Genomic DNA, 25,719 nt, shown 5'->3' with positions numbered 1-25,719 from the left:
CTATCGAAATGACTTTGCAATGAGCGGGGAGTAATTTCCCCCGGGCAACAGCCATCGCCCCCACAAAACCTACCTCCTCAGCTCGGGAAAAAACAGCCGTCACATCAGCAATGGCTGACTCCTGTACGATTTGCCCAAATGCCGCGCAAATGGCCACAACCCCCATCAGATCATCACAAACGCGGCAATGCAGTAAGTTACCCCGCCGGACAAATCCCTTTAATTTCCACATTCCAAAGGCGAGCTGTTCCCTCACAAATTGTTTTTTTGAGGTGATCTGGAGTTCAATAAGCTTCTTTTTCCAGTCAATTACCCGCACAATTTGCGCCGTGGCGAGGTTTTTACCGTCCTTGGAAAATAGATCCACCGGGACAGATTTTTTCACGAAATATTCTTTAGCAACACCACCGAGGAATTCTGCACGCAAAATCCGGTCCGATTTCCATTCCTTGATTTCAAAACCAGGGTGATCGGTGTGAGCGGCAAATGCCACAGGCTGCTTCGCTAGAGGATGACGATAGCGCACGAGCAAATTGCCATAACGATCTTTCTTGAGGGTCACACGCGCCGTGCTCCCGCGTAAATGGAGCGCCCAAACCTCTAACCATGCCATCACGGCATATTCATGGTATGGCGCGCTCGGGAGAGTAACAATCTCGGCGACCAACTCGTGCAGGGGGTCTACAACGGGATCGGCCCTCATAACCCGCTCCCGCTTGCCCCCGGGGGATGCGTATCACGCCCGTGACCAAAGTCGGGTTCCTGCCGATCCACATAACGGATGATGGAGTCGGTAATTTCCAAAATACTCCGTCCCACAGTATTCACAAGGTAATGGGCCTGTTTATAAAGGGGTTCACGTTCTTCTAATATCTCTGTGATTCTCGCTAGGGGATCGGGCGCCTGCAAAAGAGGGCGGTGGGAATGGTGACGGGTGCGTTCATAGGCTTCCTCCGGGCTCAGCCAAAGGCAAATCACATGGGCACGGGTCAAGAGCTCCTGCAAATTTTCGGGATTCAGAATCGCACCTCCCCCGGTAGAGATCACGGCTTTGGTGTATCCCAAGACCTCTTTGATCATTTCCGCTTCTAACTTGCGGAAATGGTCTTCCCCCGACTGAGAAAAGATTTCAGCGATTGATCTCCCCTCACGGGCTTCTATCAAGTGATCTGTGTCAATACAATCCCAACCAAGCCTTTGCGCCAAACGCCGACCGATCGTCGATTTGCCCGAACCCATGAATCCTATGAGGACAATATTTTTCACTAGCCACTGAATCTAACCAAACCCCGCCCACATGCGAAGCAGAAAAGACAGAACTGCCACCAAAAAGTCTCGGACTGTTTAAATGATCATCATCCCATTACTGAAAAATTGACCGAAAGCATCAAGCGGCATCTTGGATTCTGGTCAAGGAACGTCCGAGGACAAAAGCGCTTGAGAAATAACCTTGTTCAAAATCGCGTTTTAACTGGCGGTAATTCTGGTGCCGGTAAAAACAATGTGCGGTACTAAAACCGATCACTTCAAAGTAGGCGGGAATATTAAAGACATTGAATAATGCGCAGTCCCCGTCCTCGAAAATCACAAATATCCCGGCTTTACCGAGGAACTCGGTCAGATCAAAACAAAGGCCTATGGATCCTGGCACCCAATGTTGGTAAACGGCCTTCAGTAGGACAAGGGTTCCAACCGGTAGCGCGCGGGGGGTAATGGATATTCTCATGTTTGTTTCCATGATCACAGATAAGCACGGGCAAATGGCATACACGTGTCGTTCTCTTGACAGTCATGTGAATTTATCCTGATGGGCTGACTGAGGAAGGGCCAGAATGAGCTGATTGACTGGAGGAAAATGGCCTGTAAAAATAGCTCAAATCTCAGCCGGATCACTACGACTATTTTTAGGTTCAGTGCTCATTTAGGTTTTTCATTTATGTCGGAAAAATAGTGCCATGGGCATCTTGCCCATGGAGCTCACAGATCGTGGGCGAGACGCCCAAGGCACTGGTGTCTCCAGTGCGATTTGCACCACGAAGGATGATGGACGCGGGATGGGCCAAACGAATTCTCTAGGGCGAGCGGTCCTGCTTGCCTATCTGGAGCAATTTGCTGGAAAAAACATCTTAAATCCCAGCATGACACACTATGAAACTAAGTGTCATGCCAGCCTCACCGCTATTCGTTTTTAGATTTGATGACACGATTTCTTAATCCGATACAAAGGGCCAATATCCCTGTCACAAAAAGCAATGCATAGGTCCCTGGCTCAGGGATGACTGCGAGATAATAATATCCCGCTGAATAATAATACGTGACATAACGTCCAGCAGCTCCTGCAGTACCGTCAGTAGCTCCACCCCAGTTATTAAAAGTAAAATTCACCGCCCAAGCCCCTTGGCCCCCTTGAGTACCTGAAAAGTAATTTGAAAAAATGTTTTCAGTCCCCTTAACCCCAAAATGATAGGGGGCTGAAAATGTTCCCGCCCCTCCACCCATCGCAGTAGTGAAATCAAAGTTAATCGTGCCATTATTCGTGAAAGTAGTACCCACTCCTGCTATTTCTATCCCTGCAAATGATGGGGTACTGGATCCTCCCGGAGTTTGAATGTTAAATGTCGTATGATTAATAAAATTTCCCTGGACCCGGAAAAGGTCGCTACTCTGCAAAGTATCAATGGTTGAGCCGCTGGCAAAATTCACATTACCACCGTTAGTGACGGCACCGTTAAAGTTAAAAGTACCTCCACTATAAACATCTAGGTTCCCCTGATGCTTAGAGCCTATTCCCCTATTTAAAGTACCATTGTTTGTCACCCTCAAAAAGCTGATATTATTTGATGAACCGGCGGCGAGATTTAATGTCGCGGTCTGAACGCCATCTCCGAGGTTATAAATCCCTGCATTAGCCAAATAACTCATCCCACCCACACCGACGGTTAGCGTGCCACCATGATGGTGGATAGGTGATGAATTGTCCGTAAGAACTGTATTAGCCTCAACTGTTGACCCGCTTCCAGACAAGTAGAGATTATTTCCACCTATCGTCGGTGTGACACCCAAATCCAGTGTGTTGGTCACCTTTAAATAAGCTCCATTTGTGACATATAGATCAGAATAATGTCCCGTCCCGATTTTTACATTATTGAATAGGCCCGTGGATCCACTCATCACGACCTTATTCCCTTGGGAGCCAGTTGCATTTGCCACAAGCAAGTCCCCGCTAAAGTTGGCGTAGCTGCCATTGGACAGGATCAATGTGTTACCATTTGCCCCTAAGCCTCCACCGACGATTAGATTTCTACTGGCAGCATTTGTAGAAGTGAGAGTAGATTGATTCAGTGTCAGACTATTATTCGGTCCGCCGTTACCGACGTAAACATCACCGCCCAAGTTTACTGTTGAGGCGTTGAATACGGCTGAATTTCCGTCTGAGTCGGCAACCATGCCGATGCGTATCTGGCCGTTATTGGTCATACTCAGCGTACTGTTATTGAATACGGCTTTATTTCCCGTCTGCTGAGCATTTTCACCGACCATAAGGAAAGCGGTATTTGTCGAAAGGATAGTGGAACCTACCACAACCAAGAGATTGCTATTCGCGGCAGTCGAATTTCCAACCGAGAGACTAGAATTGAAGTGAAGTGTAGAATTTGTGATATAAGCGGAGTTATTATCCGCACCATTACCGCCTATATAATAATCACCACCATTTGTCACTTGGCTATCAACGATGATGAGGGTATTGGAATTCGCTGCCGCATTATTACCTGCATAGAGATGAGCTTTTATATTGAGAGTCGAATTTGATATAAATGCGGTATTCAGTGATCCTTGGTCTCCCACATAGAGACTCCCATTGGTCAGCTGCATGGAAGAATCCATGACAGTCAGACTATTGCTTCTCCCGCCGGAAAGTTCTGCAATCTTCAGTTCATTATTCATGATCAGGGTGCTACCCGCCAAAATTGAGAGATTATTATTGGTCCCACCACGAGCCACGGTAATGGAGTTGCCCAGATACATTTGAGCGCCTGAGACAGTAACGCTATTTGAGCTGCCATTGTCCGTGCCCAATTCACCTATTCGTATTCCTTGGGCGACACTGAGTGTGGCGCCGTTGCTAATCATTACGGTATTACTATTTGCCCCACTTCTCCCGACATCCAGCCAATCCCCCAGTCGATTGGTGACTGTATTCCCACTGAGAATCAAGAGGTTTCCTCCAGTACCCGCTCCCTCACCGACAGTGGTGACATTATTCGTCACTGCTCCACCATTTGAAACGATTAATGTGCCATTATTCAGTAGGTTCATATTTTGCCCTATATGATTAATCCGGCCATTACCGGATACTACAAGCGTTCCATTACTGACAGTCGTTACTCCTGTATAGGTATTTGCTCCCAAGAAAAAGACCGTTCCAGTACCTGATTGGTTATAGGCAGATCCACCACTCATTACACCGGCATAAGCGATCGAGCCATTGCTGACGAACCAGTTTTGCGCTGCTCCCATACTAATATTATTGTTGATCGTTTGGGTGCTCGGCGAAAAGTTTGTGATCCCACCGTGTAGAGTCAATGTGCTATTCGTAATGACAAATGCGCCAGCACCATTCGAAAATACCAAACCTCTCAACGTCCAAGCAGTATTGACGTTATTGGTTAATTGAGTCGTTCCGTCAAAGCTAATGTCGGTGGAGCTGCTACTGGATGGTACCGTATCCGCTACCCAGTTTGTAGCCGTTCCCCATTGATTATCTGCCCCGCCACCATCCCATGTCTGGGAAAAAGAATAACTGCAAACCATTAATATGGGCATTAGTCGAAATAAGAATTTTATCGAACTCATAATATATACACTTGTTGCGGTAAATTTCTGATCGCTCAATGAAATCCCAGTGAGGTAGTTATTACCATCAAATCTTTTATTTAAAAGGAAAAACTTTATTTAATGCATTATAAATAATAGACTCTATAAAGTGTTGATATAAATATACTTATAAGTAAATTAAATTACCGAAATATCAATGTTTTGCATTAACTAAAATCTTTACACCTGATATATTCATTTCACGGGGGAATCTCGTCTCCAAAAAAACGGTTAATCCGTCCATTGTTAGCTTGCCCTACACACAGAGCGCCATTTCAAAGTGCAGAGAACAATTTGCTTTTCCTGTAGGGCGACCGGCTCGGTTGCCGTATGTCGGACGTCACCCTGAAACTCTCTCCCTTTTTGGTGAAAATCGCTCCTCGCAACTGGAGGTGCAGGCTTCTGCATGCCCGGGGGTTTCACGGACAAATTCCTGACTTGGTCCCGTGGTCTCGGACATGCGGAAGCATGTCCCTCCATCCAGAAAAAAAATCCGCCTCCTTCGTGCCCCCTTTTTAACCCCCTCAAATGCGATCCCTAGGTCAGAGCAATTTGCTCCTCGTAACTGGAGGTGCAGGCTTCTGCATGCCCGGGGGTTTCACGGACAAATTCCTGACTTGGTCCCGTGGTCTCGGACATGCGGAAGCATGTCCCTCCAATCGGAAAAAAACCCCCTCCGCCGCATCCTTCGTGCCATTAGTGATAAAATCTCCCCTTTTAAAAAATCTGTGCTCATCGGCGTTAATCTGTGGTTAAACTCCTCCTTCCCCCTCCATCCAGAAAAATATATTTCTTCCCCGCTTGCCCATTACCCTTGGCGTTATTCTTGGAATCACAGTTCTGCCATAAGTCATCTTTGGTGGCCTTATTAATATGAAAAATAGAGTTCATCCACTCTAAGCAACGATAAATACTTGTCCGGCATCACCCCCGTTGGACTTTTTGCCCGTCTTGGCCCCATCCACGTCACCCATCACATCTTATTTGTGTAGCCTCTCCAGGCAGCACACGATTCTGGGGATGAACGCCCCTATCCAAATATCAAAGATTGCAAGAGTCGCCAATACAGCTAAAGTCCACGACTGGAATGAATCCCCGAAACATCCTCCGCAACTCTGCCCAAGTCGTAGGCCTTTCAATCAAAGGTTGGATGCAACATAATACCCAGAGGGAAGCGGCCGCAATCGCATTTTATGCGATTTTTTCCATTATCCCGCTCATGCTCATCGGTGCACGGATCGCCAGTGTTTTTGTCGGGAGGGATCTGGCCAGTAGCGAGGTGATCCGGGTCATCACGGATTATGTCGGGAGCCGCGCCGCACTGATGGTGCAGAATATCCTCGATCAAAGATTTATCGTCGGGGATAAGCCTAAGCTTGAAATTTGGATCGCCGTCGGGGTTATCTTCTGGTCGTCCACCCAGGTATTTGCTGAGTTGCGTTATGCCCTCAACCGCATTTGGGAAATCCGGACGGAATCGTTCCGGATCGAGTTCTACCGTTATCTTAAAGGGCATCTCCTCGGCCTTTTTATGGTGATCGGCATCGGCTTGGTGCTTCCCGTATTCCTCCTTTTGAGCACATTTGTCTCCACCGCCTTGGCATTTATTGAGACCACCTCCCCTTATAACTATCCCTTCTGGATGGTATGGAATGAAATCATTACCTTTGTCGTCGCCACGATCATCTTCTACCTTTTTATGCGGTTTCTTCCGGCGGCAAAAATGCATCCCATGGATCTCCTGCCGGGGACATTGACTGCCTCGCTGATATTTACCGCCTCGAAGTCCCTCATTGGCCAATATCTCAGCCATAGTTTTGTCGCGACCCTCTACAGCACGACCAGTTCGATTGTCTTTATCTTTATCTGGGTCTATCTGGCCACGATGATTTTCCTCTTCGGTGCCGAGATCTCACGGGCCTACGCCATCACGTTTGGCTCGCTCTCAAAGATTCCCCCGTCAGAGAAACCCCTGTCACCATTGACCACATGAGTCATCCCCACCATCATCCCTTTATTCCGGCGACCTTGATCGGTTACGCCCTATTCCTTTTTTTCTGTGGGGCAGTTTCTTTTTTTACCCTGCCTGCAGGACAGGGGGACTCTTCCTATTCCACTTTTGTATTTGGAGTCGTCGTCATCATCTGGGCAATATCCATCAAACAGGACAAGGAATGGGGCTTTACCCTATCCATTTACACCATCATTTTGGCCATGTTTGCTTATTTTATGAGGGGATTTATGTACCTCATCCGCTACAGCCAGGGAGACCATGAAAAACTGGGGTTATCTGTCTGGGGATGGATCCTGAGTGCCGGATCGATCTTTACCCTCTTTTTCCTTTTCCGCCTGACCAGAATCAAAGCCCGCCCGAGGAAACCGGAAATACAAGCACCATAAACTCCGCCTAGAGAACCTGCGATCCGGCCGCCTCCTCGATGCCATCCACCACTTTTTGCCACAGCCTCAACTCGTCTTCACTCCCCTGCCGCCTTAATCCTTCCGCAATTTGCGCTGGCAGCGGTTCGGGAACAAGTTGCTTTGGATCTGCGGGGAAATCCGGGCGCAATTTGCGCACCATCCACCAGCACGCCCAAGCACGCCAGACGCGCAATTTGTTTGCCTCACCCTCAAGTCGCGTGGCCAGGTGCTCGTAATGAACCCTGGGATTGCCCCCGATTTCTTTTGCGGTTGCGGCATTCAGGATAAATGCGACGGCCGCATAAGGGACAGGCCACGGTCGGAGCGGATCCTTTAATTTCACTGACATAGCCCGGTCAAGCAAGAGTAAGGATCGTCCGGCCCTCCCTTCTTTAAGGAGCTTATGCGCCAGCCCTAAGGCAGCCAAGTAAAAGGCATCGTTGCGGATGAGTCCAAACTTCAGGAGTGCACCATGGACAAGGCTTGTTTGAGGTGCAGGTAACACCTCACAATCAAAATGATGAAAATAGCTTGATGACATAGGCCCCGAGATTAAATGTTGTTACGATTAAAAGTTTGATTTTACCGGAAGCCAAGTTAATTTAAGCCCATGTCGTCTTGGTCAGGTTCATCCTATTCGCCTCATCCCTATGGTTGGGATTCCGTACGACACTCCGGGGCATTCCACCTCATTATTATTAATCTAGCCTCATTTTTACTCATCTCTATCTTTCTCCTTTTGCGTTATCAGACTGTTACTGATTTCCTTGGGCTCTCCATCAACGGACTCATGCAGTTAAGATTATGGCAACCCCTGAGCTTTTCCTTTATATACCAGAACCCCATTAATTTAATCTTGAGCCTGCTGATGATTTGGCTCTTTGCCCCCTCCCTTGAGCAGCACGTGGGACGTACCCACCTGTACGGGATTTATGCCAGCGGCATTTTTGCCGGTGCGGTTTTTTTCCTAGCCGGGACACTTCTCTTTCAACAATCAGGTTTAATTGCCCTAGGGTCCACTTGTGCTACGTCTGCTATTTTTATGGCATTTGTCGCTCTCTACCCGAATGTTGAATTCCTCTTTGGGATCCGGGCCAAATACTGGGCCATGATTGCCGCAGCCATTTCCTTATGGTTCCTTGTCGTTAGCCAATCCCTGCTCCAGCTTCTACCCTTGAGCGGCATGCTTGCCGGCCTCCTCTATATCAAGTGGTTAAATGCGGAAACAGTCTCTTCATTTATTAACCGTAATCTCGGGACGCTTGTGACAAAAGCCGCTGCCACACGGGAAATATATAATCGGCAGGGCGAAGGATCGGTGGAGGCCGAGACAAGCACATCCAAGGATCATTTCATCAGTCACGAGGTCGACCCCATCCTCGATAAAATCTCCAAACACGGCATGCAAAGCCTCTCTGCCGATGAACGCCGCATCCTGGACAAAGCCAGCCGCAAACTGGGGAAATAGTTTCCCCCCCCCCTCCAGAATCTGTGAGTGCAAATCCCCCGGGCGGTGTGTAAAAATAATCCCTATGGATAGACTACCTCATGACAAATCTGGCGAGCCCGGACACGACGGCTGCTCCCATGATCAAAAACCCGTAGCGTCCACGCAAATTGCACAAGGTCCGCAGTCCGGACAGTACACTTGCCCGATGCACCCGGAGGTCATCTCCGATTCACCCGGGGACTGTCCCAAATGTGGTATGGCCTTGGAACGAGTCGAGGGTTTCCCCACCGCTGACCACGGAGATGGGGGAGAGCCCGGAGGCTGTTGTAGTGACGATGGCGGGGACAAATTGCTCCAGCGCGTGGTGATAGCCGCTATCCTGACGCTCCCTCTTTTTCTCTATGAAATGCTGCACATGATCCCCGGTGGACACAGCCTGATCGGATGGATCCCCGACACCGCGATGCCTTGGATGAGCGGGCTCATCGCCACGATCGTCGTTTTCTGGGGAGGCTGGCCACTTTTGAGTAAAGGAGTCCAATCATTCCTGACCATGCGCTTAAATATGTTCTCCCTGATTAGCCTGGGTTCGCTCGCAGCCTTCGGGTACAGTGTGGCCGGGCTTTTATTCCCGGGGATATTTCCCGCATCGATCATCCAAGAAAATGGATTTCCCCATCTGTATTTTGAAGCCGCCGCTGAGATCATTGTCCTGATCCTTCTCGGGCAAGTCCTTGAGGAAAGAACCCGCAAAAAAACCGGTAATGCCATCAAGGAACTCCTCGACCTTGCCCCCCCGGTGGCGACCCTCGTATCAGGTGACGGCAGTGAAAGGGAAGTCTCCGCATCATCATTAAAAGCCGGGGATCACGTGCGTATCCGCCCCGGGGGAAAAATCCCCGCCGACGGGCGCGTGATCGAAGGAGCTTCCACCCTGGATGAGTCCATGCTCACCGGTGAATCCATGCCCGTGGATAAAAAGCCGGGTGATCCGGTGACGGGCGCGACAGTCAATGGTAATGGCAGTCTCCTTGTCTCCATCGAAAGAACCGGTGCGCACACCATGCTCGCGCAAATCGTCACGATGGTTTCCAAAGCGCAGACCAGCCGGGTGCCGGTCCAGCAGCTTGTCGATAAAATCGCCGCTATTTTTGTCCCCATCGTACTGGTGATTGCGCTGGCCACATTCCTTATCTGGTGGTGGGTCGGGCCTGCACCCTCCTTTACTTTCGGTTTAATCAATGCCGTCGCCGTCCTGCTCATCGCCTGCCCTTGCGCGTTGGGACTGGCCACACCCCTGTCGATTGTAGTAGGCACCGGGCTCGGGGCGAAAAACGGGGTACTCTTCCGGAATGCCGAGGCGATCCAGGCACTCAGCAAGGTCGATGTGGTCGTCGTGGATAAAACCGGGACATTGACTGCTGGGAAACCCGCGGTTAAATCCGTGACCGGATTCAACGGATTTTCCAGTGCGACTATTCTGGAAATCGCCGCGAGCCTGGAGGCTCAGAGTGAACATCCCCTAGCCCGTGCAATAATCGATGAGGCCCGCCTCAAAAACCTGACCCTAGAAAAAGCGGTGGACGTCTCCGCAACAACCGGACGCGGGATCAAGGGGACAGTCGGTAAAAAAACGGCGGCGGCAGGCACCTTAGCATTCATGGAGGAACTCCAGATTGCGGTCGGGGCTGAAGCCCAAAAGATCAATCAGGAATCCTCCTCGACATTGATTTATGTCTCGGAAGGGGGGAAATTAGCCGGTGTCGTCGAACTCGAAGACCCCTTGAAACCAAACGCCCGTGACGCGGTGAGCGCCCTGCATGACTCAGGAGTCCGTGTCATTATGATGACCGGTGACCGCGCATCCGTCGCACGGACCGCCGCCGGACAAGCCGGGATAAAAGAATATTTCGCCGGGGTCATGCCCGACGGGAAAGCCGCAAAGATCCGTGAACTCCAAGCCCAAGGACTCATCGTGGCCATGGCCGGGGACGGAATCAATGATGCCCCTGCACTCGCACAGGCTAATGTCGGTATAGCCATGGGCAGCGGCACCGATGCGGCGATCCAGAGCGCCCATGTCACCCTGCTCAAAGGGGACCTAGCGGGGATTCATAAAGCCCGTAAACTCAGCGAAAGAACCATGCGCAATATCAAGGAGAATCTTTTTTTCGCCTTTTTCTATAATGTGGCCGGTATCCCCATCGCCGCAGGTGTTCTCTACCCCTTCTTCGGCATTCTCCTCTCTCCGATGATTGCGGCCTTAGCCATGAGCCTCAGCGACGTGTGCTTGATTTCTAATGTCATCCGTTTTAGAAAAAAGGGGTTAAAATAAATACACCCATGAAGCAAATTGCCCTTTGTATCACCTGTTTATTACTGAGCTTTTTTATAGTCCTCACGGGGTGCGGGAAAAAGCAGGGAGCCGACAAGGCATCTCACCGGCTGAATTTCGCTGTGGTCACGATCAAGGATGCTTTCTGGCGGGAACAGGGATTTAATTCCTTGAGCAATGTGGGGAGCTCCCGCGATAAACGTAAACAAGCAGCAGCAAAAATCCTCTATGCCCCCGAGACAAAAGATGCAGGGTTTTTCTTCCGGCAAAGCTGGTATGTGAAGGCCGGGGACAAGATTGTTTTCGAGAAAAAAGGGGGCGCAGAAGAGTCGGAAAAACGTCTGCAAAAAATCATCCCTCCCGTATATCCCATGAACTGGAAAGGAACTATCAGCTACGGTGGCCTGCGCAGATTTTTTAAGGGTTATGAAGTATATTATGATGGAACTATTTCTTATTATTTAACCGATCAAAAGACCATCGAGACAGTCCCGGACAAGAAAAGAATCACCCTCAATGGGCTAGGTGATGCGGACATGATCTTGCGCGTGGTCCAAGGCGACACATCGATCTGGACCATTATCTCGTTAGCGGAGAATACGGCAAAACCCTTGTGGAAAATACCCAAGAAAGACTGAAAATCAGAATTGAGATAATTCGTCCTTGTATTAACATCCTCCGCTTAACAGGAGATTTTTATCATGGGATTTATTCAGGAGTTTAAAGAGTTTGCAGTCAAAGGTAACGCCATTGATATGGCTGTGGGTGTGATTATCGGGGCGGCGTTTAATAAAATCGTTAATTCGATTGTCTCTGATCTGATCATGCCCCCTTTGGGTTACTTGATCGGCGGAGTAGATTTCAAAAATCTCCAATATGTCCTAAAAGAAGCTACAACCGACGCCGCCGGAGTCGCTATCCCTGCCGTGGCTATCCGTTACGGGATGTTCATTAATACCGTGATCGAATTCCTGATTATCGCCCTGACCGTTTTTATCGTGATCAAAATGATGAATAAAGTCATGACCCTGCGTGGCAATGGCCCGATCGCTCCGGAAAAATCAGCCGCTTAATCTTTGAGTTTAAGTTTGTCGAGCTTGGGTTTGATAACCATGCGGCAGTATCCGGCGGATTTATTCTGGTTATAATAATCCTGATGATAATCCTCTGCCACATAAAACGTCTGAAGAGGAACGATTTCCGTCACAATATTATCGGATAACCCTTTTTGTGCGACGGCCTTTGATTTCTCTGCTATTTGTTTTTGTTCATCGACAGTGTACATGATGGTGGAACGGTATTGTGTGCCAGTATCCGCGCCCTGACGGTTGAGGGTGGTAGGATTATGCGCTTCCCAGAAAATATCCAAAATGGAATCCAAGGTGACCTTAGCCGGATCGTATTCGATCTCGATGACCTCGGCATGGCCGGTTTTGCCTGTGCAAATCTGTTCGTATGATGGATTTGGCACCGTGCCCCCGGCATATCCACTACGGACCTTGACGACTCCGGGGATGCGCTGGTAAACAGCCTCGACACACCAGAAACAACCCCCGCCTAAAATGATTTTTTGATTTTGCTTGTCCATAGTTTTTGTATTCTCCTTTTTATCTTGTGCCAGAAGGCTTTGATTCATCAGAAATCCGACCATGGTCAAAGCGGTCATCAGAGCCAAAGATTTTAAAAGCCTACTCACGCAGACAAATTGCTTCCGTTTCATGATTATTCAACAAACAAAATGCCAAAAAGTTCGGCAAACCTCCTAATATCTCGGACAGTTTAAGGGAAAATTAGCCTTCTTTAACAATAACGGGACGGTTTCTGGGTTATTATTCCATTCGCCTTCCTTAGGATTTGGGCTTAAGCTAGAGATAACCCACCAAAGGTAGTATGATAAATCTATTTCCCGCAAGAAAAGTTTGTTACATGTTAAGCGTTTTATTTTTAGGATCATTAATTTTACCGTTAAGCCTGAGTGCTAATGCTCTGGAGATCGCGGTTTTCTTAATTGATCCTCGTCGTCAGGCTAATGATCCCTTGGACGAAACAACTAAACTTTATTCATTGGCAGACTGGAATAAAGGCAAACAAGATCAACCCATGACAGGGATCGAACTGTTTAATCAGGGTTATGAATTTAAATGCCTAGTATGGTCGACCGGGACATTCCTATCCGTCTTTACCCGTGATCCTCAGATAAAAGTCGAACCTAAATACCGTGATATTACCGTTTATTTGGTGGATCCCTACCGACAAGCCTACGATCCGCTCGATCAAACAACTAAACTTTATCCCATGGTAGAGTGGAATAATGGCATCAGGGACAATCCACTGACCGGTGCCCAACTCATGAAAAAGGGGCATAAATTCCTCCAACTACTTTCCATGGATGGTGGTTTTTTCATGCTATATGCAAACTGAGCTGTTTTTCGATGATGATTAAAGGAATTATTTTTGACATGGACGGTGTCCTCTGCGATTCAGAATGGTTTATCTAAGAGGCGGCTACTCAGATGTTCGCACGCAACTACGGAGTCAGCGCTGAACACCGTGACTTTATTCCTTTTGTGGGAACGGGCGAAAACCGATTTATCGGTGGGGTGGCGGAAAAATACGGGGTGCCTATCAATATCGTTCGCGACAAAGCTAAAACTTATGCGATTTACCTGGAGTTGATTCAGGGCAAATTGCTCTCACAGCCTTGGTGTCATTGATTTTATCGCGAGATGCTGTGCTCACGGGCTCAAACTCGCTGTGGCCACCAGTGCCGATGACATCAAAATGCAAGGTAATTTGATCCAGATCGGCATCACCCCCCGCGACTTTCGATGTGATTGTGACTGGTTCACAAACCAAAAAGAAAAAACCTGATCCTGAAATCTTTACGAAAGCCGCGACGCGAATGGGATTAACCAATATGGATTGTATTGTCTTTGAGGATGCGATCAGTCGCATTTAAGCAGCCAAAGCGGCGGGCTCATCCTCGGGGTTGGTATTACCACAACCTATCTACCTGCTGTACTCCGGTCTGTAGGTGCCTCTTGGACAGCCCCTGATATGGATCATTTACCGGGTGATTTTCTTCAAGTCATATTTTGAACCGCACAATTTTTTTCCGGTTTTGACCAGGCCATAGGTCCGATAGGTGTTTCGTGTCTTCCATTGCTTGCGTGTGTATAATCATCCTTTGTCTTCTATGTTGAAAATTTTATTTTATTTGCATTTGCTTTTTTTAGCGCACTAGCCATTTTTGGAATTCTAATCTTCTTTATTTAGGATTTCCACGATATGAATATTCATGAATACCAAGCAAAAGAGCTTTTCGAAAAATTTGGAGTCAAGACGCCAAAAGGCCAGGTGGCCCTCACCGCGCATGATGCGGAAAAAATCGCCAAGGAATTGAATTCGCCCACCACGGTCGTGAAGGCGCAAATTCATGCCGGAGGCCGCGGAAAAGGAACATTTAAAAACGGGTTCAAAGGAGGGGTCCATCTCAGCAAGACCCCGAAGGAAGCTGGTGAACTCGCCGCCAAAATGCTCGGCCAGACACTGGTAACCATCCAAACCGGTGAAGAAGGCCGTTTAGTCCGCAAGGTGCTCATCGCGCAAGCCTGTAAAATCCAGCGTGAGATTTATTTTGCGATTTTGATCGATACAGCCACCGCCAGTCCGATGATCGTAGCCAGTACCCAAGGGGGCATGGATATCGAGCACGTCGCAGAGACGACCCCGGAACTGATCATCCGCCAAACAATCGATCCCCTCGCAGGACTCCTCCCCCACCAATGCCGCAAACTCGCAAAACAGCTCGGATTTTCCGGTGAATCTTCCCGCTTAGCCTGCCGCCTTTTTGAAGCGCTCTACAAACTTTTTATCAAATGCGATTGTATGATGGTGGAGGTCAATCCCCTCGTGCAAACCCTCGAAGACGACGTGTTGGCCCTCGATGCGAAATTTGGTTTTGATGATAACGCCCTGTTTCGCCATGAAGACATCATGGCATACCGGGATATTGATGAAGAGGATCCCCGTGATGTCGAGGCCTCAAAATATGGCCTAAACTACATCGGTCTCGACGGGAATATCGCATGTCTGGTCAATGGCGCCGGACTGGCTATGGCGACGATGGATATCATTAAATATTATGGCGGTACACCGGCAAATTTCCTGGATGTGGGGGGTGGCGCCAATGAACAACAGGTGACCGAAGCCTTCAAAATCCTGATCGCCGATCCGAAAGTCAAAGCCATTCTGGTCAATATTTTCGGTGGAATCATGAAATGTGATATCATCGCTCAAGGCATCATTAATGCTGTCAAAGCAGTCAGCTTGCCGGTGCCACTGATTGTCCGTCTCGAAGGAACAAATGTCGAACTGGGCAAAAAACTTCTTAAAGAATCTAATTTACCGATTATTGCCGCCGACGATCTCGGTGACGCGGCCAAGAAAGCGGTCGAAGCAGCAGGAGTGAAATAATATGAGCGTACTCGTCGATAAAAATACCAGGTTATTGGTCCAGGGAATCACCGGTAAAGCAGGTGGATTCCACGCGAAATCATGCATGGAATACGGCACAAATCTCGTAGCAGGGGTCACTCCCGGCCGTGGTGGAGAGACTTTCGAAGGAAAGGTGCCTGTTTTTGACACCGTTTATGAGGCGCGGAAAGAAACCGGGGCAAATGCCACCATGATTTTTGTCCCGGCTCCCTTTGCCGCTGACGCGATCCTCGAGGCCGCTGATGCAGGAATCGAACTCATCGTGTGTATCACGGAAGGAATTCCTGTCCAAGACATGATGCGGGCCAAAAATATCTTAAAAGGCAAAAAGAGCATTTTAATCGGGCCAAATTGCCCGGGAATCATCACTCCCGGCCAATGTAAAATCGGGATCATGCCCGGTTATATTCACAAACCCGGTAATGTCGGAATCATTTCCCGTAGTGGAACCCTGACTTATGAGGCAGTTTGGCAATTAACCGCCCAAGGTTACGGTCAATCAACGTGTATCGGTATCGGGGGAGACCCGATCAAAGGCCTTTCGCATAAGGAATCTGTCGAACTCTTTAATCATGATCCCGGCACCGAAGCCATCATTTTGATCGGTGAAATCGGGGGCACGGGGGAAGAAGAAGCCGCTGAATATATCAAAGCCCACGTGAAAAAACCGGTGGCAGGATTCATTGCCGGCGTGACGGCTCCTCCCGGACGCCGTATGGGACACGCGGGAGCGATCGTTTCCGGTGGAAAAGGTGCGGCAAAAGATAAAATCGCCGCCCTTGAGGCCGCGGGCATCAAAGTGGCCCCGACACCTGCTGAAATCGGCAGCACTCTCATTTCCCTTTTGAAATAATCCCTTAGTGGGAGCTTCGGCTCCCATGGTTATTCCCTTCCCATACAAAGGGTACGGTATAATCCTGTGAGTTTAGAGCCCCCAGCACCAATGATCGCGGGGACATTGAGGTCACAAATAAGGATTTTTGACGAGTTCCGGCTTGTCTCTTTTTCTTCTGTGGCCAATGAAATTTTGCGGGGCCAGGCATTAGGCATTAACTGTTGCTTGACGGATACGAAGAATCGGTGAAACTTCGCCGCTACTGAATATGAAAAAAATTCTCATCATTATCCTTTTGCTCGGGGCGGTTTTGTCCCTTCCCTCTCAATCAAAAGAATTCCGTGGCGTGTGGATCAGCAGTGCCTGGAATATTAATTTCCCGAAGGAAGGAAGCAGATCTGTAGCCGGACAACAAATGCTATTAATCCAATATCTCGAGACCGCCCAGAAACTGGGGATTAATGCCGTATTCTTCCAAGTGAGGCCTGAAGGGGATGCCCTCTACGAATCCAATATCGAACCCTGGAGCCGTTTCCTGACAGGAACCCAAGGCCGTCACCCCGGTTATGACCCGCTGGAATTCCTCATTACTGAAGCCAAGAAAAGGAATATTGAGGTTCATGCATGGCTAAATCCCTACCGCGCCGCGACCAATGCAAGTGGTGAGCGCACAGCAAACCATATGTCGAAAAAATTCAGCCGTTATGCCTACCGCGACAAGAATGTCATCTGGATGGATCCGGGCAGTGAGGCTGTTCGTAACCATATTATCAAAGTCGTCACGGACCTTGTGAGCCGTTACGACCTCGATGGTATTCATTATGATGATTATTTTTATCCTTATCCCAGTGTCGGTAAAAAGAACATATCTTATCCGGATAAAGGCACTTATAACGATTATAAAAATGGTGGTGGCTCCCTGACATTTGCCGATTGGCGTCGGGATAATGTGAATAAACTCATCTCAAAAACTTACCAAGCGATCAAAGCCACAAAGCCGGGTGTAAAATTTGGCGTCAGCCCTTTCGGGATATACACAAAAGGATTCCCAAACACGGTTAAAGTCGAACTCGACCAGTATAATGATATTTACTCCGACCCGGTGAAATGGATCCGTGAAGGCTGGGTCGATTATCTGGCTCCCCAACTTTACTGGGCGGATAATTCCCCCCAGAGTTTTTCCGCCCTCCTGAAATGGTGGCGCGACCCGGAGGTGAATCCTCGGGGCATCCCCATCTATCCGGGAATCGCTGCGGACCGCCTGAATAAACCCCACAATTGGGCTCCCTCCGAGATCATCCGCCAAGTCGAATGGACCCGCAAAATCAGCAACGGCCCCAACCCCAATGGCATGATCTTCTGGAATATTAAAGTCCTCGATGATAATTACAAAGGAATCTCCCCCCAGCTCCGTAATCAATTTAAGTAAAGGAGCGATATCTCGATACAATCTGGGATTGCCCCCGCTCGCCCAAAAGCTTGAATCTTGTGACCTGGGGGATTCTGGTCGTGTATTAAACCGTCTCGATAACCCGACTGTCGTTTTCTTTTTGTTGAAGGAATTTTGACCTTCTTAAATAATTACGGCCGGTGTGGCTCAGGCAACGATGAATCGACTTTCACTGGCTTGTGCAAATTGCTCAAAACCGCTACCAGCTAGGAGCATGTTTAGCTCCTTTTCTTCGAGGATAAAACTTTCCAGATTGAGATGATGAAGGGTATCGGGGATTTCATCCTGATAGAGCCCCCGTAAATGGCTGTCTTTTTTGAAATAGGATTTGACTCGTTCCTTGATGAGGAATCCGACCGAAGGAGTGTCGGCACAACCTAGGATACAAATGTTACAAGCCTTATCACAGCAGTCCTTGACTTTCCTTTTCATACGGGCCTCCAGATCGGGCCTGAGAAAAACCGTGAGTGGATAACGGGAATTTTGATCTACCAGCAGAATATTATAATTGAGGAATTCCGATTTCAGACAAAAAATCGAATCAGCAAGACTCTTCCCCTCCTCATAAACTCGTTGGCGGAAAAGATCGGTGAATTCGATCTTTGCATAGAATATGTCGAACCGGTCGCCTTTCATCAGGATACAATCTTCAGTGGGGGATGAGTGAAAGTCAAATTGAAAACGAGTCTCAATAGATCAAAACGGGATACTTAAAAACGTTTAGGGATCGATCCGCGCTCTTTGATTGTCGGATTGATTTTATCTTGGAGGACCGGTTGTTTATTCAAAAGTTCACGTTCGCGTTGTTTTACTTCTTCAGGTCTTGCGGCACGCGCGGCCTTTTTCTCGGCTTCTTCCTTACGTGCTTCAGGAAAAGCTTGATGTACTTGTTTTTCGCGGGTTTTTTGGCTTTTGGCAGAGTCACCATTAAAACGTTTATAAGGATCGTAGGGGTCGGCCCGTTGCTCGTCGGTTTCGCGCCAGATGACTTTTTCCGTCCCGTCTTCATTAATCATCCGCTCATCTCGGCTGTATTCAAACTCCTTTGAGGGGGCTCCTGGTGCTTTTGATGAATCCGTCAGTGGGGCGGGTGTATCAGTGGCAGGCGCAGCGGGTGCGGGAGCAGCAGGCTGCGGTAAATCCTCCGTCACCAATGCAGTAACAAACAGAAAAAGGATAAAAATGGTCATGCGCATCAGATACTATAAGCACAAACCCATCGTAAATACAAACCCCATTCTCTTTACCCCAATAGAAAGCCAGTTGTAGTAATAACTCCCCCGATAGGAGTAGAATTCCCCGGACTACTGTTTCAATGATTCATTCACATTCATGAGCTTGCGGGAGAGATCGAGGGCGAGGTTACGAAAGACGATCATGCCGAGGTGGGGTTCAGTCCCGATAATGCGGTCAAAATGTAAGCGCTGGATGATTAAAAGGATACTATTATCCTCAGCGGTGGTGGTGGCCGTGCGAGGGAGCTGGTTCAAGAAAGCAATTTCCCCGAAAGTATCCCCGGCCTGGAGTGTGGCGATTTTTGTGCGGGCCTCGTCTTTGGTGATATAAACACCGATTTTACCGCGCATGATGACGTAGAGCTCGTCCCCTGTGCTCCCGGCTTCGAAAACGGACTCGTCTTTGCGGAAAAGTTTTTGTTTGAAGAGTTTCGAGAGATGCTTGATCTCGACATCGGAGAGGCCGTGGAAAATGGCCAAGTCTTTGAGGAGCTTGATAATGGCCATCTCCATGCGGAGGTCGGAGAAGACTTTATCGACCCGGCGGGATGTCTCATCGGGCTCGGGAAGCTCGAACATCAAGGCTAATTCCTTGAACTGGTGGTGGAGCTCGGTGATATCCTGGTCCGTGCGGTCATGCGTGACAGCAAGCCAAGCACCTTCGTATGCAGGTCGCAGCGGGCTGAGCTCACTCAATACCACCGATATTGCGGCGACTACTCGACCTTCATCCTCAGCGACGAGAATCAGGCAGTTATAAGAGAAAAAACTACCAAACGGCGAATTCCCACCATAGACCTCATAAAAGATGTCTCTGATCGGTTCGGCATCGCGTCTTTCTGCTACTCGGATTGTTGCCCCCATAGAGTCGAGAATCTACGCAGAAAAACGGAAATACTGCCAGAAATTTCTCTAAAAAATTGGCTTCCACCTCTCTACCCATTGGAAAAAGACGTAATATGCCCATAACTGGTGGCCCCACTGTTTTTGGCCGGACTGGTGCTCGTCAAAGATCTTACGGATCAAATCATGATTAATGATGTTGCCACACCCTGACTTCGTCGATTCGAACACGTCGACAAAATTTTCCTTCAAGGGACCGCGGAACCATTCATGGATGGGGACACCAAACCCCATTTTTGGGCGTTCAATCAAGGATTCCGGCACATATTGATAGAGCAATTTGCGCAGGAGCAATTTGCCCCGGCCCGGACGCATGAGTAAGCGTTCATCGAGGCGGAAACTCCATTCCACCAATCGATGATCGAGGAAAGGAATCCGGGACTCCAGCGAGACAGCCATGGAAGCGCGGTCGACCTTGGTCAAAATATCGTAAGGCAGGTAATAACAAAAATCATGCAGCATCATGAGCCGTGACATCCCTTGGTCCTGGGTGGTGGAGGAGAGGCTGAGTTCGGCAAAAATATTCTCTTTAAGCGGGTGGGCAGCCCGGGGACAAACGCTCAGGTGGGACTGGAATTGGGCAAGCGGGGGCTCCGCCATGATCTCGGCGATCTTATGCAGGCGGCGGCCGAGCTCAGGCCGCGAAAATTGGCCGCGCAGGATAGGCAGGAGCATTTTCTGGAGGGCATTGATTCCGGCTTCGGGGATGGTTTTGAGTAATTTGCCTGCTAGTGGCATGAGTGGCCCGGATATATCCTGCATCCGCGCAATTTGCATCGACCAGAAATAACGGTTATACCCCCCAAAAAGTTCATCCCCCGCATCCCCGCTCAGGGAGACAGTGACGTGTTTACGCGCAATTTGCGACACGAGGAAAGTCGGGATGGATGATGAATCCCAGAATGGCTGGTCATACATGTCTGCCAACCGGGGAATAATATCCAGAGCCTGGCCAGCGGTGCAAACTTCCGTGACATGATCCGTCCCGAGATGCTGCGCCACTTTCTCGGCGTGCTTGCTCTCGTCATAAAGGGCTTCTTCGAACCCGATCGAGAAAGTTTTTACGGCCTTGGTGGCTTTTTTTTGCGCTAGGGCGACGATCAACGATGAGTCGATCCCGCCGGATAAAAAGGCCCCTGCCGGGACATCTGAGATCATGTGCTCATCCACAGCGCGGCCCAAGTAATATTCGAGCTCCTGTAATGCTGTGGCTTCATCCGAGATAACCGCCCCGGGTTGCCGGGCTCGGGCAAATTGCTCTTCGGCGGACCAATAAATTTCCTGGCTCTGGCCTCGCGCGGAAAACTCCATCCATTGGCCGGGGCGCAGCTCATAAACATCCTGATAAATCGTCCAGGGTGCGGCGACGTAGCCGTAACGGAAAAAAGTGTCCAGCGACTCGACGCGCATTTTGCGCGGGAAAAATGGCAGGGCCACAAGTGATTTCAGCTCGGAGGCAAAATAAATGTCGTCGCCGTCTTTCCAATAATAAAGGGGTTTCATCCCCGCGCGGTCGCGCAGGAGCCGCAGCGATTTGTCTCCACGGTCCCAAAGTCCGATGGCGAACATGCCGCTGATTTTGTCGAGTGTCTCGCGCAGTCCCAGCCGGGCGAAACCTTCCAAGATCACCTCGGTGTCACTATGACCTTTAAACACCACACCACGTTCAGTGAGCAATTTGCGCAGTTCCAGATAATTATAAATCTCACCGTTAAATGTAAGGACGAAGCGGCCATCCTGCGAAATCATCGGCTGATGACCGGCTGGGGATAGATCGATAATCGAAAGCCGCCGGTGGGCCAGCCAAATGCCATTGGGACGGTCGAACCATTCGCCGCACGAGTCCGGACCGCGATAAATAATCGCATCCGACATCGCTTTGAGCGACCTGTCATCAAAGTCTGAGGCAAAGGTAAATGCACCGGCGATTCCACACATAATGAATGGCGCAAAGCTAGAACGTTCCTTTCCCCGTGGCGAGGAAGAAAAAGAATGCCCGTTAAAAAAATCCCTGTGGCCACGCGCGTACGAGATCAGAGCCGACTTTGGGGATTTCTATCGTAAACTCACCGAAAGACACTCCCGGATGGGCCATTATCAAATAATATGCTTGGACAATCGAGTCATCAGAATGATGGAAAAACCTCAGACTTCCAGAGTTTGTCCCTCATTAGGGAGGATGGCCGAGAGGGAGAATTTCTCCGCAATTTGCGCGTCCAATGCCTTCCGAGCCTTGTCTTCACCGTGGGTGAGGGCGACGCGGGGTTTACACGGCAGAGTATGGGCGAACCAGTCGAGTAATTCACCCTGTCCGGCATGGGCACTGAATCCGCCGAGGGTGTGAACCGAAGCCTGTACCGAGATCCGTTCACCAAAGATATTCACATATTTATGGCCATCGACGAGCTGGCGGCCGAGTGAACCTTCCGCTTGGTAACCGACGATCACGACGGCGTTTTCCCGTTTCCAAAGGTTGTTTTTCAGGTGGTGCAAAATGCGCCCCGCATTACACATGCCGGCCCCGGCCATGATCAGGCAAGGACCATCAATAAAGTTAATCCCTCGGGAATCATCCGGAGTTTCGCTCATATGGACGTGGCGGAGGAGCTCATCCATCGCGCCTTCACCCGCAAATTGTTTTGATTCCTCGTCGAAGAGCTCGGGATGTTTTTGGTAAATGGACGTGGCTTGAATCGCCATGGGGCTATCGATATAGACCGGGAAAGGTTTGATCTTTCCGTTAAGGAAAAATTCCCCCAGATAGTAAAGGATTTGTTGGGTACGTCCGATGGCGAAGGAAGGAACCATGATTTTGCCTTTGCGTTCGATGACCTCATTCAATATAGCCTCGAATTCGGCCAGGGTTTCGCGTAAAGGTTTATGGTTCCTGTCACCATAAGTACTTTCAAGAAAGACCAAGTCGGCACATTCAAAGGGATCGGGATCCTGGAGGATGGCCGCACCGCGAGGCCCGAGATCACCGGAAAAAACGACTGTTTTCCCGTCAGCCCGGACCTCGATACTCGCACTCCCGAGCATGTGTCCCGCCTCACGCATGCGCACGACGATACCCGGGGCGATTTGCTGCGGGCTCTTATACTCCAGCGGACGGAAGAGAGTCAGTGTGTTTTGAACGTCTTGAGCTGAATACAGCGGATCGAGCCGGTCCTCGCCGGCACGTTCACGTTTACGGTTGAGCCTCTGGATATCCTGGGCTTGCACCTTAGCGGAGTCTTTGAGGACAAGTGCAGCCATTTCGATCGTGGCCGGGGTGCAAAAGATTTTTCCCGAATATCCCGCCTTTGCTAATAGGGGCAACCTCCCCGTATGATCAAGGTGCGCATGGGTGAGGATCACCGCATCGAGTTGACCAGGAGCAAGTTGCTGCGGAAGGATATTTTTCTCGTAAGCCCCGCGTCCTTGGAAAATGCCGAAGTCCAGTAACACACGCGCTTGGCTGGTTTCGATTAAGTAAGCTGAACCGGTCACATCGCCGCCAGCCGCCCCCAAAAGAGTAATTCTCATAGGAATACCTTTAAGTCATTTCCATCCCCGTGACGATAGGAATAATTTTCGACCATCCCCGCACGGGCAAATTCGGGATTCCGTACAAGGTCCTAAGAAGGTCTATTTTCGAATTGCCATCGAGGAAACTCTTGCTGATAGTGCGGGGGAAACTAAAACGCCCCGAATCTATGAATTCATCCCGAGAAAAAATCAATCGATGGTATACGTCATTATGGCAAAAGAATGATTGGTTAGGCGTGCATTTTGCGGTCAATGTGGGGATTGCCACGGTTATTCTTTCGATCATCCTGAAAACTTATGCCGGCCTGAATCCCATTTGGGCGATCAGCTCGATGATAGCGGCCAGTGACCCGACCGTGGAAACGGCGATCAAATCATTCTGGGCGAGGATTATTAATGCCTCGGTGGGGTGTTCGATCGGACTCATCTTTTTAATGATAGGCGGTGAAAATGCCTGGAAAATGCCACTGGCTTTGATGATCACGGTTTTGCTTTCGACCTACGTGGTAAAAATCACGACCATGTGGAGACAAGCCCCGATTACAGCTGCCTTGGTCATTGCTTCCGAGCTCGAACGCCATTCGAAATTAACCGGTCTTGAGCTGGGTTTACGCCGCGTCGGTGAAGTCATGCTGGGATGTATCATGGGACTAACGATTTCATGGATAATGTCCAAAATCTGGCCGCCGCCTAAAAAATCGGGTTAAGACCCCCCTCTTTCCATTCCCCCGAGCGGGGTCATCCTGCTTTTTCATGCTCTGGGTATGAGAAAATTGCTTTCAGAAAAAGTATTTTGCATTTAGGATGACGCATCCCAGATATGAGTGAATCCGAAAAATACTGGCGGGGAAAAGCAAAACAATTTGCGGCGGAACACAATTTTGCGTGGTGGCTCCAAACATTCCTTGTGGGGAATTTTTTTATCTGTTGTGCCCTATCGATACTGCTAGTGGTCAAACGCCGTTATGCCATGGACCTTCCTCATTTGTGGTGGGGATTAGGACTGGCTCTTTTGGTCATGGGTGTCTGGGGTTACTGGCGGACCCGGCAAAAATATATCCATGAGCAAAGCGCCTTGATTCACCTCGATGAAGCCAATCACCTTTACAACCGCTTAAGTAGTGCCCTCGCGGGAGTGGGGAAATGGCCCGCCCCATTGTCCAAGGTGAAAAAGTCATTCCGCTGGAATGTCCGGCTGATCTCTACCACGTTGGTCGTCTCGCTGGCCCTCCCATTTTTAGCGGCGTGGATTCCTGTAGGCCAGGCTTTTAGCCCAGTGCCAGCCCCCACGACTCCTCCAGCGTCCTGGGCACAGGTGGATGAATGGCTGGATGAACTCAAGGAAGCGCAAGTCGTTCAGCCCGAGGCTTTACAGCAATTCGAGTCGCAACTTGAACAACTCAAAAAACAAGACCCCCGCGACTGGTATTCCCACAACAGCTTGGAGGCCGGGGACAATTTACGTAACCGCATGGACCAGTCGATGAGTTCGCTCGAACGCAACCTGCAGAGTGCACAAGATGCCCTTGGCACATTGTCCGATAATAAAGACCACCTCAACCAAACCCAAATGGAGGAACTCTCCTCGGCCCTGAACCAATCCCTCGACGGGCTCAAGATGGGTAATATGCCTCTGAATAAGGAGTTAGCGGATAAACTTTCAAAAATGGATCCATCATCCGCAAAACAAATTTCCCCGGAAAAAATGAAGCAACTCCAACAGGCCCTGAAAAGCGCGCAATCCAAAACAAAATCAATCCTCGGAAATAAAGGTCAATCAGCTGAACTCCAATATGATGCCGAAGCCAGTAAAGGGCAAGGCAATGGGCGTGGGAAAGATGGGAATGGTGATCAACCCGGTCAAGGGGGAGTCAATCGCGGCCGTGGCGATGCTCCATTGACACTGGGGGAAGAAAAATCACAGGTGGACATTAATCAATCCGAAAATCTCACCAATGACGATATGCGTAATGCGGCTCTCGGTGATTCCCTCGGCGTCAGCACGGGTGAACACAAGATCGATAAAAACCAAGCCCTCCAAAATCAATCGGCCGGAGCGATCGGCTCAACTGGTGATGGCGGGGAAGCCGTCTGGCGTTATCAATACCGCCCCGAGGAAGAAGAAACCCTCCGGAAGTTTTATCAATAAGGGGAGATCACCTTTAGCTATCAATAGGTGAAGATTTTGAT

Annotated in this window: 26 protein-coding genes; 15 read left to right on the top strand and 11 right to left on the bottom strand. The window is 49.4% G+C overall.

Going from position 1 to position 25,719, the window contains the following annotated elements; all coding sequences use genetic code 11:
* The 3 genes from SGI98_06260 to SGI98_06250 all read right to left on the bottom strand — a co-directional run.
* Positions 1-703: hypothetical protein (locus SGI98_06260; protein ID MDZ4743006.1), on the bottom strand; the 703-nt coding region annotated here is incomplete at its 3' end.
* The gene (locus SGI98_06255) at positions 700-1,266 is read right to left on the bottom strand and encodes a shikimate kinase (GenBank protein ID MDZ4743005.1); all 567 of its coding nucleotides are present in this window, start codon (positions 1,264-1,266) and stop codon (positions 700-702) included. The genes SGI98_06255 and SGI98_06260, both read right to left, overlap by 4 nt.
* A gap of 121 nt (positions 1,267-1,387) precedes the next feature.
* Entirely contained in the window at positions 1,388-1,726 is a 339-nt protein-coding gene (locus tag SGI98_06250; GenBank protein ID MDZ4743004.1) for a hypothetical protein, read from the bottom strand.
* Positions 1,727-1,955: 229 nt separating this feature from the next.
* Between SGI98_06250 and SGI98_06245 the strand changes: the two genes are divergently transcribed.
* Complete coding sequence (locus SGI98_06245) at positions 1,956-2,192, top strand: hypothetical protein (protein ID MDZ4743003.1); 237 nt, start codon at positions 1,956-1,958, stop codon at positions 2,190-2,192.
* Here the strand turns inward: SGI98_06245 and SGI98_06240 are convergent.
* A complete protein-coding gene (locus SGI98_06240; protein ID MDZ4743002.1) occupies positions 2,179-4,854 on the bottom strand; it encodes a hypothetical protein in 2,676 nt (891 codons plus the stop codon). The two genes, SGI98_06245 and SGI98_06240, sit on opposite strands and share 14 nt — an antisense overlap.
* 1,108 nt (positions 4,855-5,962) lie before the next feature.
* Here SGI98_06240 and SGI98_06235 point away from each other — a divergent pair.
* Positions 5,963-6,868: a YihY/virulence factor BrkB family protein gene (locus SGI98_06235; protein ID MDZ4743001.1), complete on the top strand. Its 906-nt coding sequence runs from the start codon at positions 5,963-5,965 to the stop codon at positions 6,866-6,868.
* Positions 6,865-7,275 (top strand): hypothetical protein, encoded by a 411-nt coding sequence (locus SGI98_06230; protein ID MDZ4743000.1) that lies wholly within the window; start codon positions 6,865-6,867, stop codon positions 7,273-7,275. The genes SGI98_06235 and SGI98_06230 overlap by 4 nt, the downstream gene beginning before the upstream one ends.
* A gap of 7 nt (positions 7,276-7,282) precedes the next feature.
* Here SGI98_06230 and SGI98_06225 read toward each other — a convergent pair whose 3' ends face one another.
* The gene (locus SGI98_06225; protein MDZ4742999.1) at positions 7,283-7,837 is read right to left on the bottom strand and encodes a hypothetical protein; all 555 of its coding nucleotides are present in this window, start codon (positions 7,835-7,837) and stop codon (positions 7,283-7,285) included.
* Positions 7,838-7,906: 69 nt separating this feature from the next.
* Between SGI98_06225 and SGI98_06220 the strand changes: the two genes are divergently transcribed.
* The 4 genes from SGI98_06220 (at position 7,907) to mscL (ending at position 12,154) form a co-directional block, all read left to right on the top strand.
* On the top strand, positions 7,907-8,764 hold the full coding sequence (locus tag SGI98_06220; GenBank protein MDZ4742998.1) for a rhomboid family intramembrane serine protease: 858 nt from the start codon (positions 7,907-7,909) through the stop codon (positions 8,762-8,764).
* 64 nt (positions 8,765-8,828) lie between these two features.
* On the top strand, positions 8,829-11,081 hold the full coding sequence (locus SGI98_06215; protein MDZ4742997.1) for a copper-translocating P-type ATPase: 2,253 nt from the start codon (positions 8,829-8,831) through the stop codon (positions 11,079-11,081).
* 8 nt (positions 11,082-11,089) lie between these two features.
* Positions 11,090-11,719 (top strand): hypothetical protein, encoded by a 630-nt coding sequence (locus tag SGI98_06210; GenBank protein ID MDZ4742996.1) that lies wholly within the window; start codon positions 11,090-11,092, stop codon positions 11,717-11,719.
* A 63-nt stretch (positions 11,720-11,782) separates the two neighbouring features.
* Positions 11,783-12,154, top strand: coding sequence for a large-conductance mechanosensitive channel protein MscL (gene mscL, locus SGI98_06205; GenBank protein ID MDZ4742995.1), 372 nt, complete (start codon positions 11,783-11,785; stop codon positions 12,152-12,154).
* Here the strand turns inward: mscL and msrA are convergent.
* Positions 12,151-12,669, bottom strand: coding sequence for a peptide-methionine (S)-S-oxide reductase MsrA (msrA, locus tag SGI98_06200; protein MDZ4742994.1), 519 nt, complete (start codon positions 12,667-12,669; stop codon positions 12,151-12,153). The genes mscL and msrA overlap by 4 nt on opposite strands.
* A gap of 338 nt (positions 12,670-13,007) precedes the next feature.
* On the opposite strand from msrA, the gene SGI98_06195 reads away from it, so the two are divergent.
* The 6 genes from SGI98_06195 (at position 13,008) to SGI98_06170 (ending at position 17,842) form a co-directional block, all read left to right on the top strand.
* The gene (locus SGI98_06195) at positions 13,008-13,502 is read left to right on the top strand and encodes a hypothetical protein (protein MDZ4742993.1); all 495 of its coding nucleotides are present in this window, start codon (positions 13,008-13,010) and stop codon (positions 13,500-13,502) included.
* Positions 13,503-13,594: 92 nt separating this feature from the next.
* The gene (locus SGI98_06190) at positions 13,595-13,795 is read left to right on the top strand and encodes a hypothetical protein (protein ID MDZ4742992.1); all 201 of its coding nucleotides are present in this window, start codon (positions 13,595-13,597) and stop codon (positions 13,793-13,795) included.
* A gap of 116 nt (positions 13,796-13,911) precedes the next feature.
* Positions 13,912-14,040: an HAD-IA family hydrolase gene (locus SGI98_06185; protein MDZ4742991.1), complete on the top strand. Its 129-nt coding sequence runs from the start codon at positions 13,912-13,914 to the stop codon at positions 14,038-14,040.
* Between the two features lie 329 nt (positions 14,041-14,369).
* The gene (gene sucC / locus SGI98_06180) at positions 14,370-15,557 is read left to right on the top strand and encodes an ADP-forming succinate--CoA ligase subunit beta (protein MDZ4742990.1); all 1,188 of its coding nucleotides are present in this window, start codon (positions 14,370-14,372) and stop codon (positions 15,555-15,557) included.
* Position 15,558: 1 nt separating this feature from the next.
* A complete protein-coding gene (gene sucD, locus SGI98_06175) occupies positions 15,559-16,431 on the top strand; it encodes a succinate--CoA ligase subunit alpha (protein ID MDZ4742989.1) in 873 nt (290 codons plus the stop codon).
* A gap of 250 nt (positions 16,432-16,681) precedes the next feature.
* Positions 16,682-17,842 carry a family 10 glycosylhydrolase gene (locus SGI98_06170; protein ID MDZ4742988.1) on the top strand — a complete coding sequence of 387 codons (1,161 nt, stop codon included), beginning with the start codon at positions 16,682-16,684 and terminating at the stop codon, positions 17,840-17,842.
* Positions 17,843-18,010: 168 nt separating this feature from the next.
* Here the strand turns inward: SGI98_06170 and SGI98_06165 are convergent, their stop codons facing one another.
* From SGI98_06165 to SGI98_06145, 5 genes are all read right to left on the bottom strand, one after another.
* On the bottom strand, positions 18,011-18,499 hold the full coding sequence (locus tag SGI98_06165) for a hypothetical protein (GenBank protein ID MDZ4742987.1): 489 nt from the start codon (positions 18,497-18,499) through the stop codon (positions 18,011-18,013).
* A gap of 74 nt (positions 18,500-18,573) precedes the next feature.
* On the bottom strand, positions 18,574-19,059 hold the full coding sequence (locus SGI98_06160) for a hypothetical protein (protein ID MDZ4742986.1): 486 nt from the start codon (positions 19,057-19,059) through the stop codon (positions 18,574-18,576).
* A gap of 108 nt (positions 19,060-19,167) precedes the next feature.
* Positions 19,168-19,962, bottom strand: a complete 795-nt coding sequence (locus SGI98_06155) for a cyclic nucleotide-binding domain-containing protein (GenBank protein MDZ4742985.1) — start codon at positions 19,960-19,962, stop codon at positions 19,168-19,170.
* Positions 19,963-20,010: 48 nt separating this feature from the next.
* Positions 20,011-21,939: an asparagine synthase (glutamine-hydrolyzing) gene (gene asnB / locus SGI98_06150; protein MDZ4742984.1), complete on the bottom strand. Its 1,929-nt coding sequence runs from the start codon at positions 21,937-21,939 to the stop codon at positions 20,011-20,013.
* Positions 21,940-22,146: 207 nt separating this feature from the next.
* A complete protein-coding gene (locus tag SGI98_06145) occupies positions 22,147-23,526 on the bottom strand; it encodes an MBL fold metallo-hydrolase (protein MDZ4742983.1) in 1,380 nt (459 codons plus the stop codon).
* A gap of 170 nt (positions 23,527-23,696) precedes the next feature.
* Between SGI98_06145 and SGI98_06140 the strand changes: the two genes are divergently transcribed.
* Positions 23,697-24,236 (top strand): FUSC family protein, encoded by a 540-nt coding sequence (locus SGI98_06140; GenBank protein ID MDZ4742982.1) that lies wholly within the window; start codon positions 23,697-23,699, stop codon positions 24,234-24,236.
* 113 nt (positions 24,237-24,349) lie between these two features.
* Positions 24,350-25,678 carry a hypothetical protein gene (locus SGI98_06135; protein ID MDZ4742981.1) on the top strand — a complete coding sequence of 443 codons (1,329 nt, stop codon included), beginning with the start codon at positions 24,350-24,352 and terminating at the stop codon, positions 25,676-25,678.
* Positions 25,679-25,719: the final 41 nt, after the last annotated feature.

This window comes from Verrucomicrobiota bacterium, assembly GCA_034440155.1.
Taxonomy (GTDB): Bacteria; Verrucomicrobiota; Verrucomicrobiia; order JAWXBN01; family JAWXBN01; genus JAWXBN01.
Note: the sequence above shows the minus strand (reverse complement) of the source record. Positions and strands in the feature narration are given on the sequence as shown.

What these genes read in the sequence shown, in the direction of transcription:
- SGI98_06250 (MDZ4743004.1), bottom strand. Translation starts at nt 1,726, where the DNA reads ATGAGAATATCCATTACCCCCCGCGCGCTACCGGTTGGAACCCTTGTC.
- SGI98_06245 (MDZ4743003.1), top strand. Translation starts at nt 1,956, where the DNA reads ATGGGCATCTTGCCCATGGAGCTCACAGATCGTGGGCGAGACGCCCAA.
- SGI98_06240 (MDZ4743002.1), bottom strand. Translation starts at nt 4,854, where the DNA reads ATGAGTTCGATAAAATTCTTATTTCGACTAATGCCCATATTAATGGTT.
- SGI98_06235 (MDZ4743001.1), top strand. Translation starts at nt 5,963, where the DNA reads ATGAATCCCCGAAACATCCTCCGCAACTCTGCCCAAGTCGTAGGCCTT.
- SGI98_06230 (MDZ4743000.1), top strand. Translation starts at nt 6,865, where the DNA reads ATGAGTCATCCCCACCATCATCCCTTTATTCCGGCGACCTTGATCGGT.
- SGI98_06225 (MDZ4742999.1), bottom strand. Translation starts at nt 7,837, where the DNA reads ATGTCATCAAGCTATTTTCATCATTTTGATTGTGAGGTGTTACCTGCA.
- SGI98_06220 (MDZ4742998.1), top strand. Translation starts at nt 7,907, where the DNA reads ATGTCGTCTTGGTCAGGTTCATCCTATTCGCCTCATCCCTATGGTTGG.
- SGI98_06215 (MDZ4742997.1), top strand. Translation starts at nt 8,829, where the DNA reads ATGGATAGACTACCTCATGACAAATCTGGCGAGCCCGGACACGACGGC.
- SGI98_06210 (MDZ4742996.1), top strand. Translation starts at nt 11,090, where the DNA reads ATGAAGCAAATTGCCCTTTGTATCACCTGTTTATTACTGAGCTTTTTT.
- mscL (MDZ4742995.1), top strand. Translation starts at nt 11,783, where the DNA reads ATGGGATTTATTCAGGAGTTTAAAGAGTTTGCAGTCAAAGGTAACGCC.
- msrA (MDZ4742994.1), bottom strand. Translation starts at nt 12,669, where the DNA reads ATGGACAAGCAAAATCAAAAAATCATTTTAGGCGGGGGTTGTTTCTGG.
- SGI98_06195 (MDZ4742993.1), top strand. Translation starts at nt 13,008, where the DNA reads ATGTTAAGCGTTTTATTTTTAGGATCATTAATTTTACCGTTAAGCCTG.
- SGI98_06190 (MDZ4742992.1), top strand. Translation starts at nt 13,595, where the DNA reads ATGTTCGCACGCAACTACGGAGTCAGCGCTGAACACCGTGACTTTATT.
- sucC (MDZ4742990.1), top strand. Translation starts at nt 14,370, where the DNA reads ATGAATATTCATGAATACCAAGCAAAAGAGCTTTTCGAAAAATTTGGA.
- sucD (MDZ4742989.1), top strand. Translation starts at nt 15,559, where the DNA reads ATGAGCGTACTCGTCGATAAAAATACCAGGTTATTGGTCCAGGGAATC.
- SGI98_06170 (MDZ4742988.1), top strand. Translation starts at nt 16,682, where the DNA reads ATGAAAAAAATTCTCATCATTATCCTTTTGCTCGGGGCGGTTTTGTCC.
- SGI98_06165 (MDZ4742987.1), bottom strand. Translation starts at nt 18,499, where the DNA reads ATGAAAGGCGACCGGTTCGACATATTCTATGCAAAGATCGAATTCACC.
- SGI98_06160 (MDZ4742986.1), bottom strand. Translation starts at nt 19,059, where the DNA reads ATGCGCATGACCATTTTTATCCTTTTTCTGTTTGTTACTGCATTGGTG.
- SGI98_06155 (MDZ4742985.1), bottom strand. Translation starts at nt 19,962, where the DNA reads ATGGGGGCAACAATCCGAGTAGCAGAAAGACGCGATGCCGAACCGATC.
- asnB (MDZ4742984.1), bottom strand. Translation starts at nt 21,939, where the DNA reads ATGTGTGGAATCGCCGGTGCATTTACCTTTGCCTCAGACTTTGATGAC.
- SGI98_06145 (MDZ4742983.1), bottom strand. Translation starts at nt 23,526, where the DNA reads ATGAGAATTACTCTTTTGGGGGCGGCTGGCGGCGATGTGACCGGTTCA.
- SGI98_06140 (MDZ4742982.1), top strand. Translation starts at nt 23,697, where the DNA reads ATGAATTCATCCCGAGAAAAAATCAATCGATGGTATACGTCATTATGG.
- SGI98_06135 (MDZ4742981.1), top strand. Translation starts at nt 24,350, where the DNA reads ATGAGTGAATCCGAAAAATACTGGCGGGGAAAAGCAAAACAATTTGCG.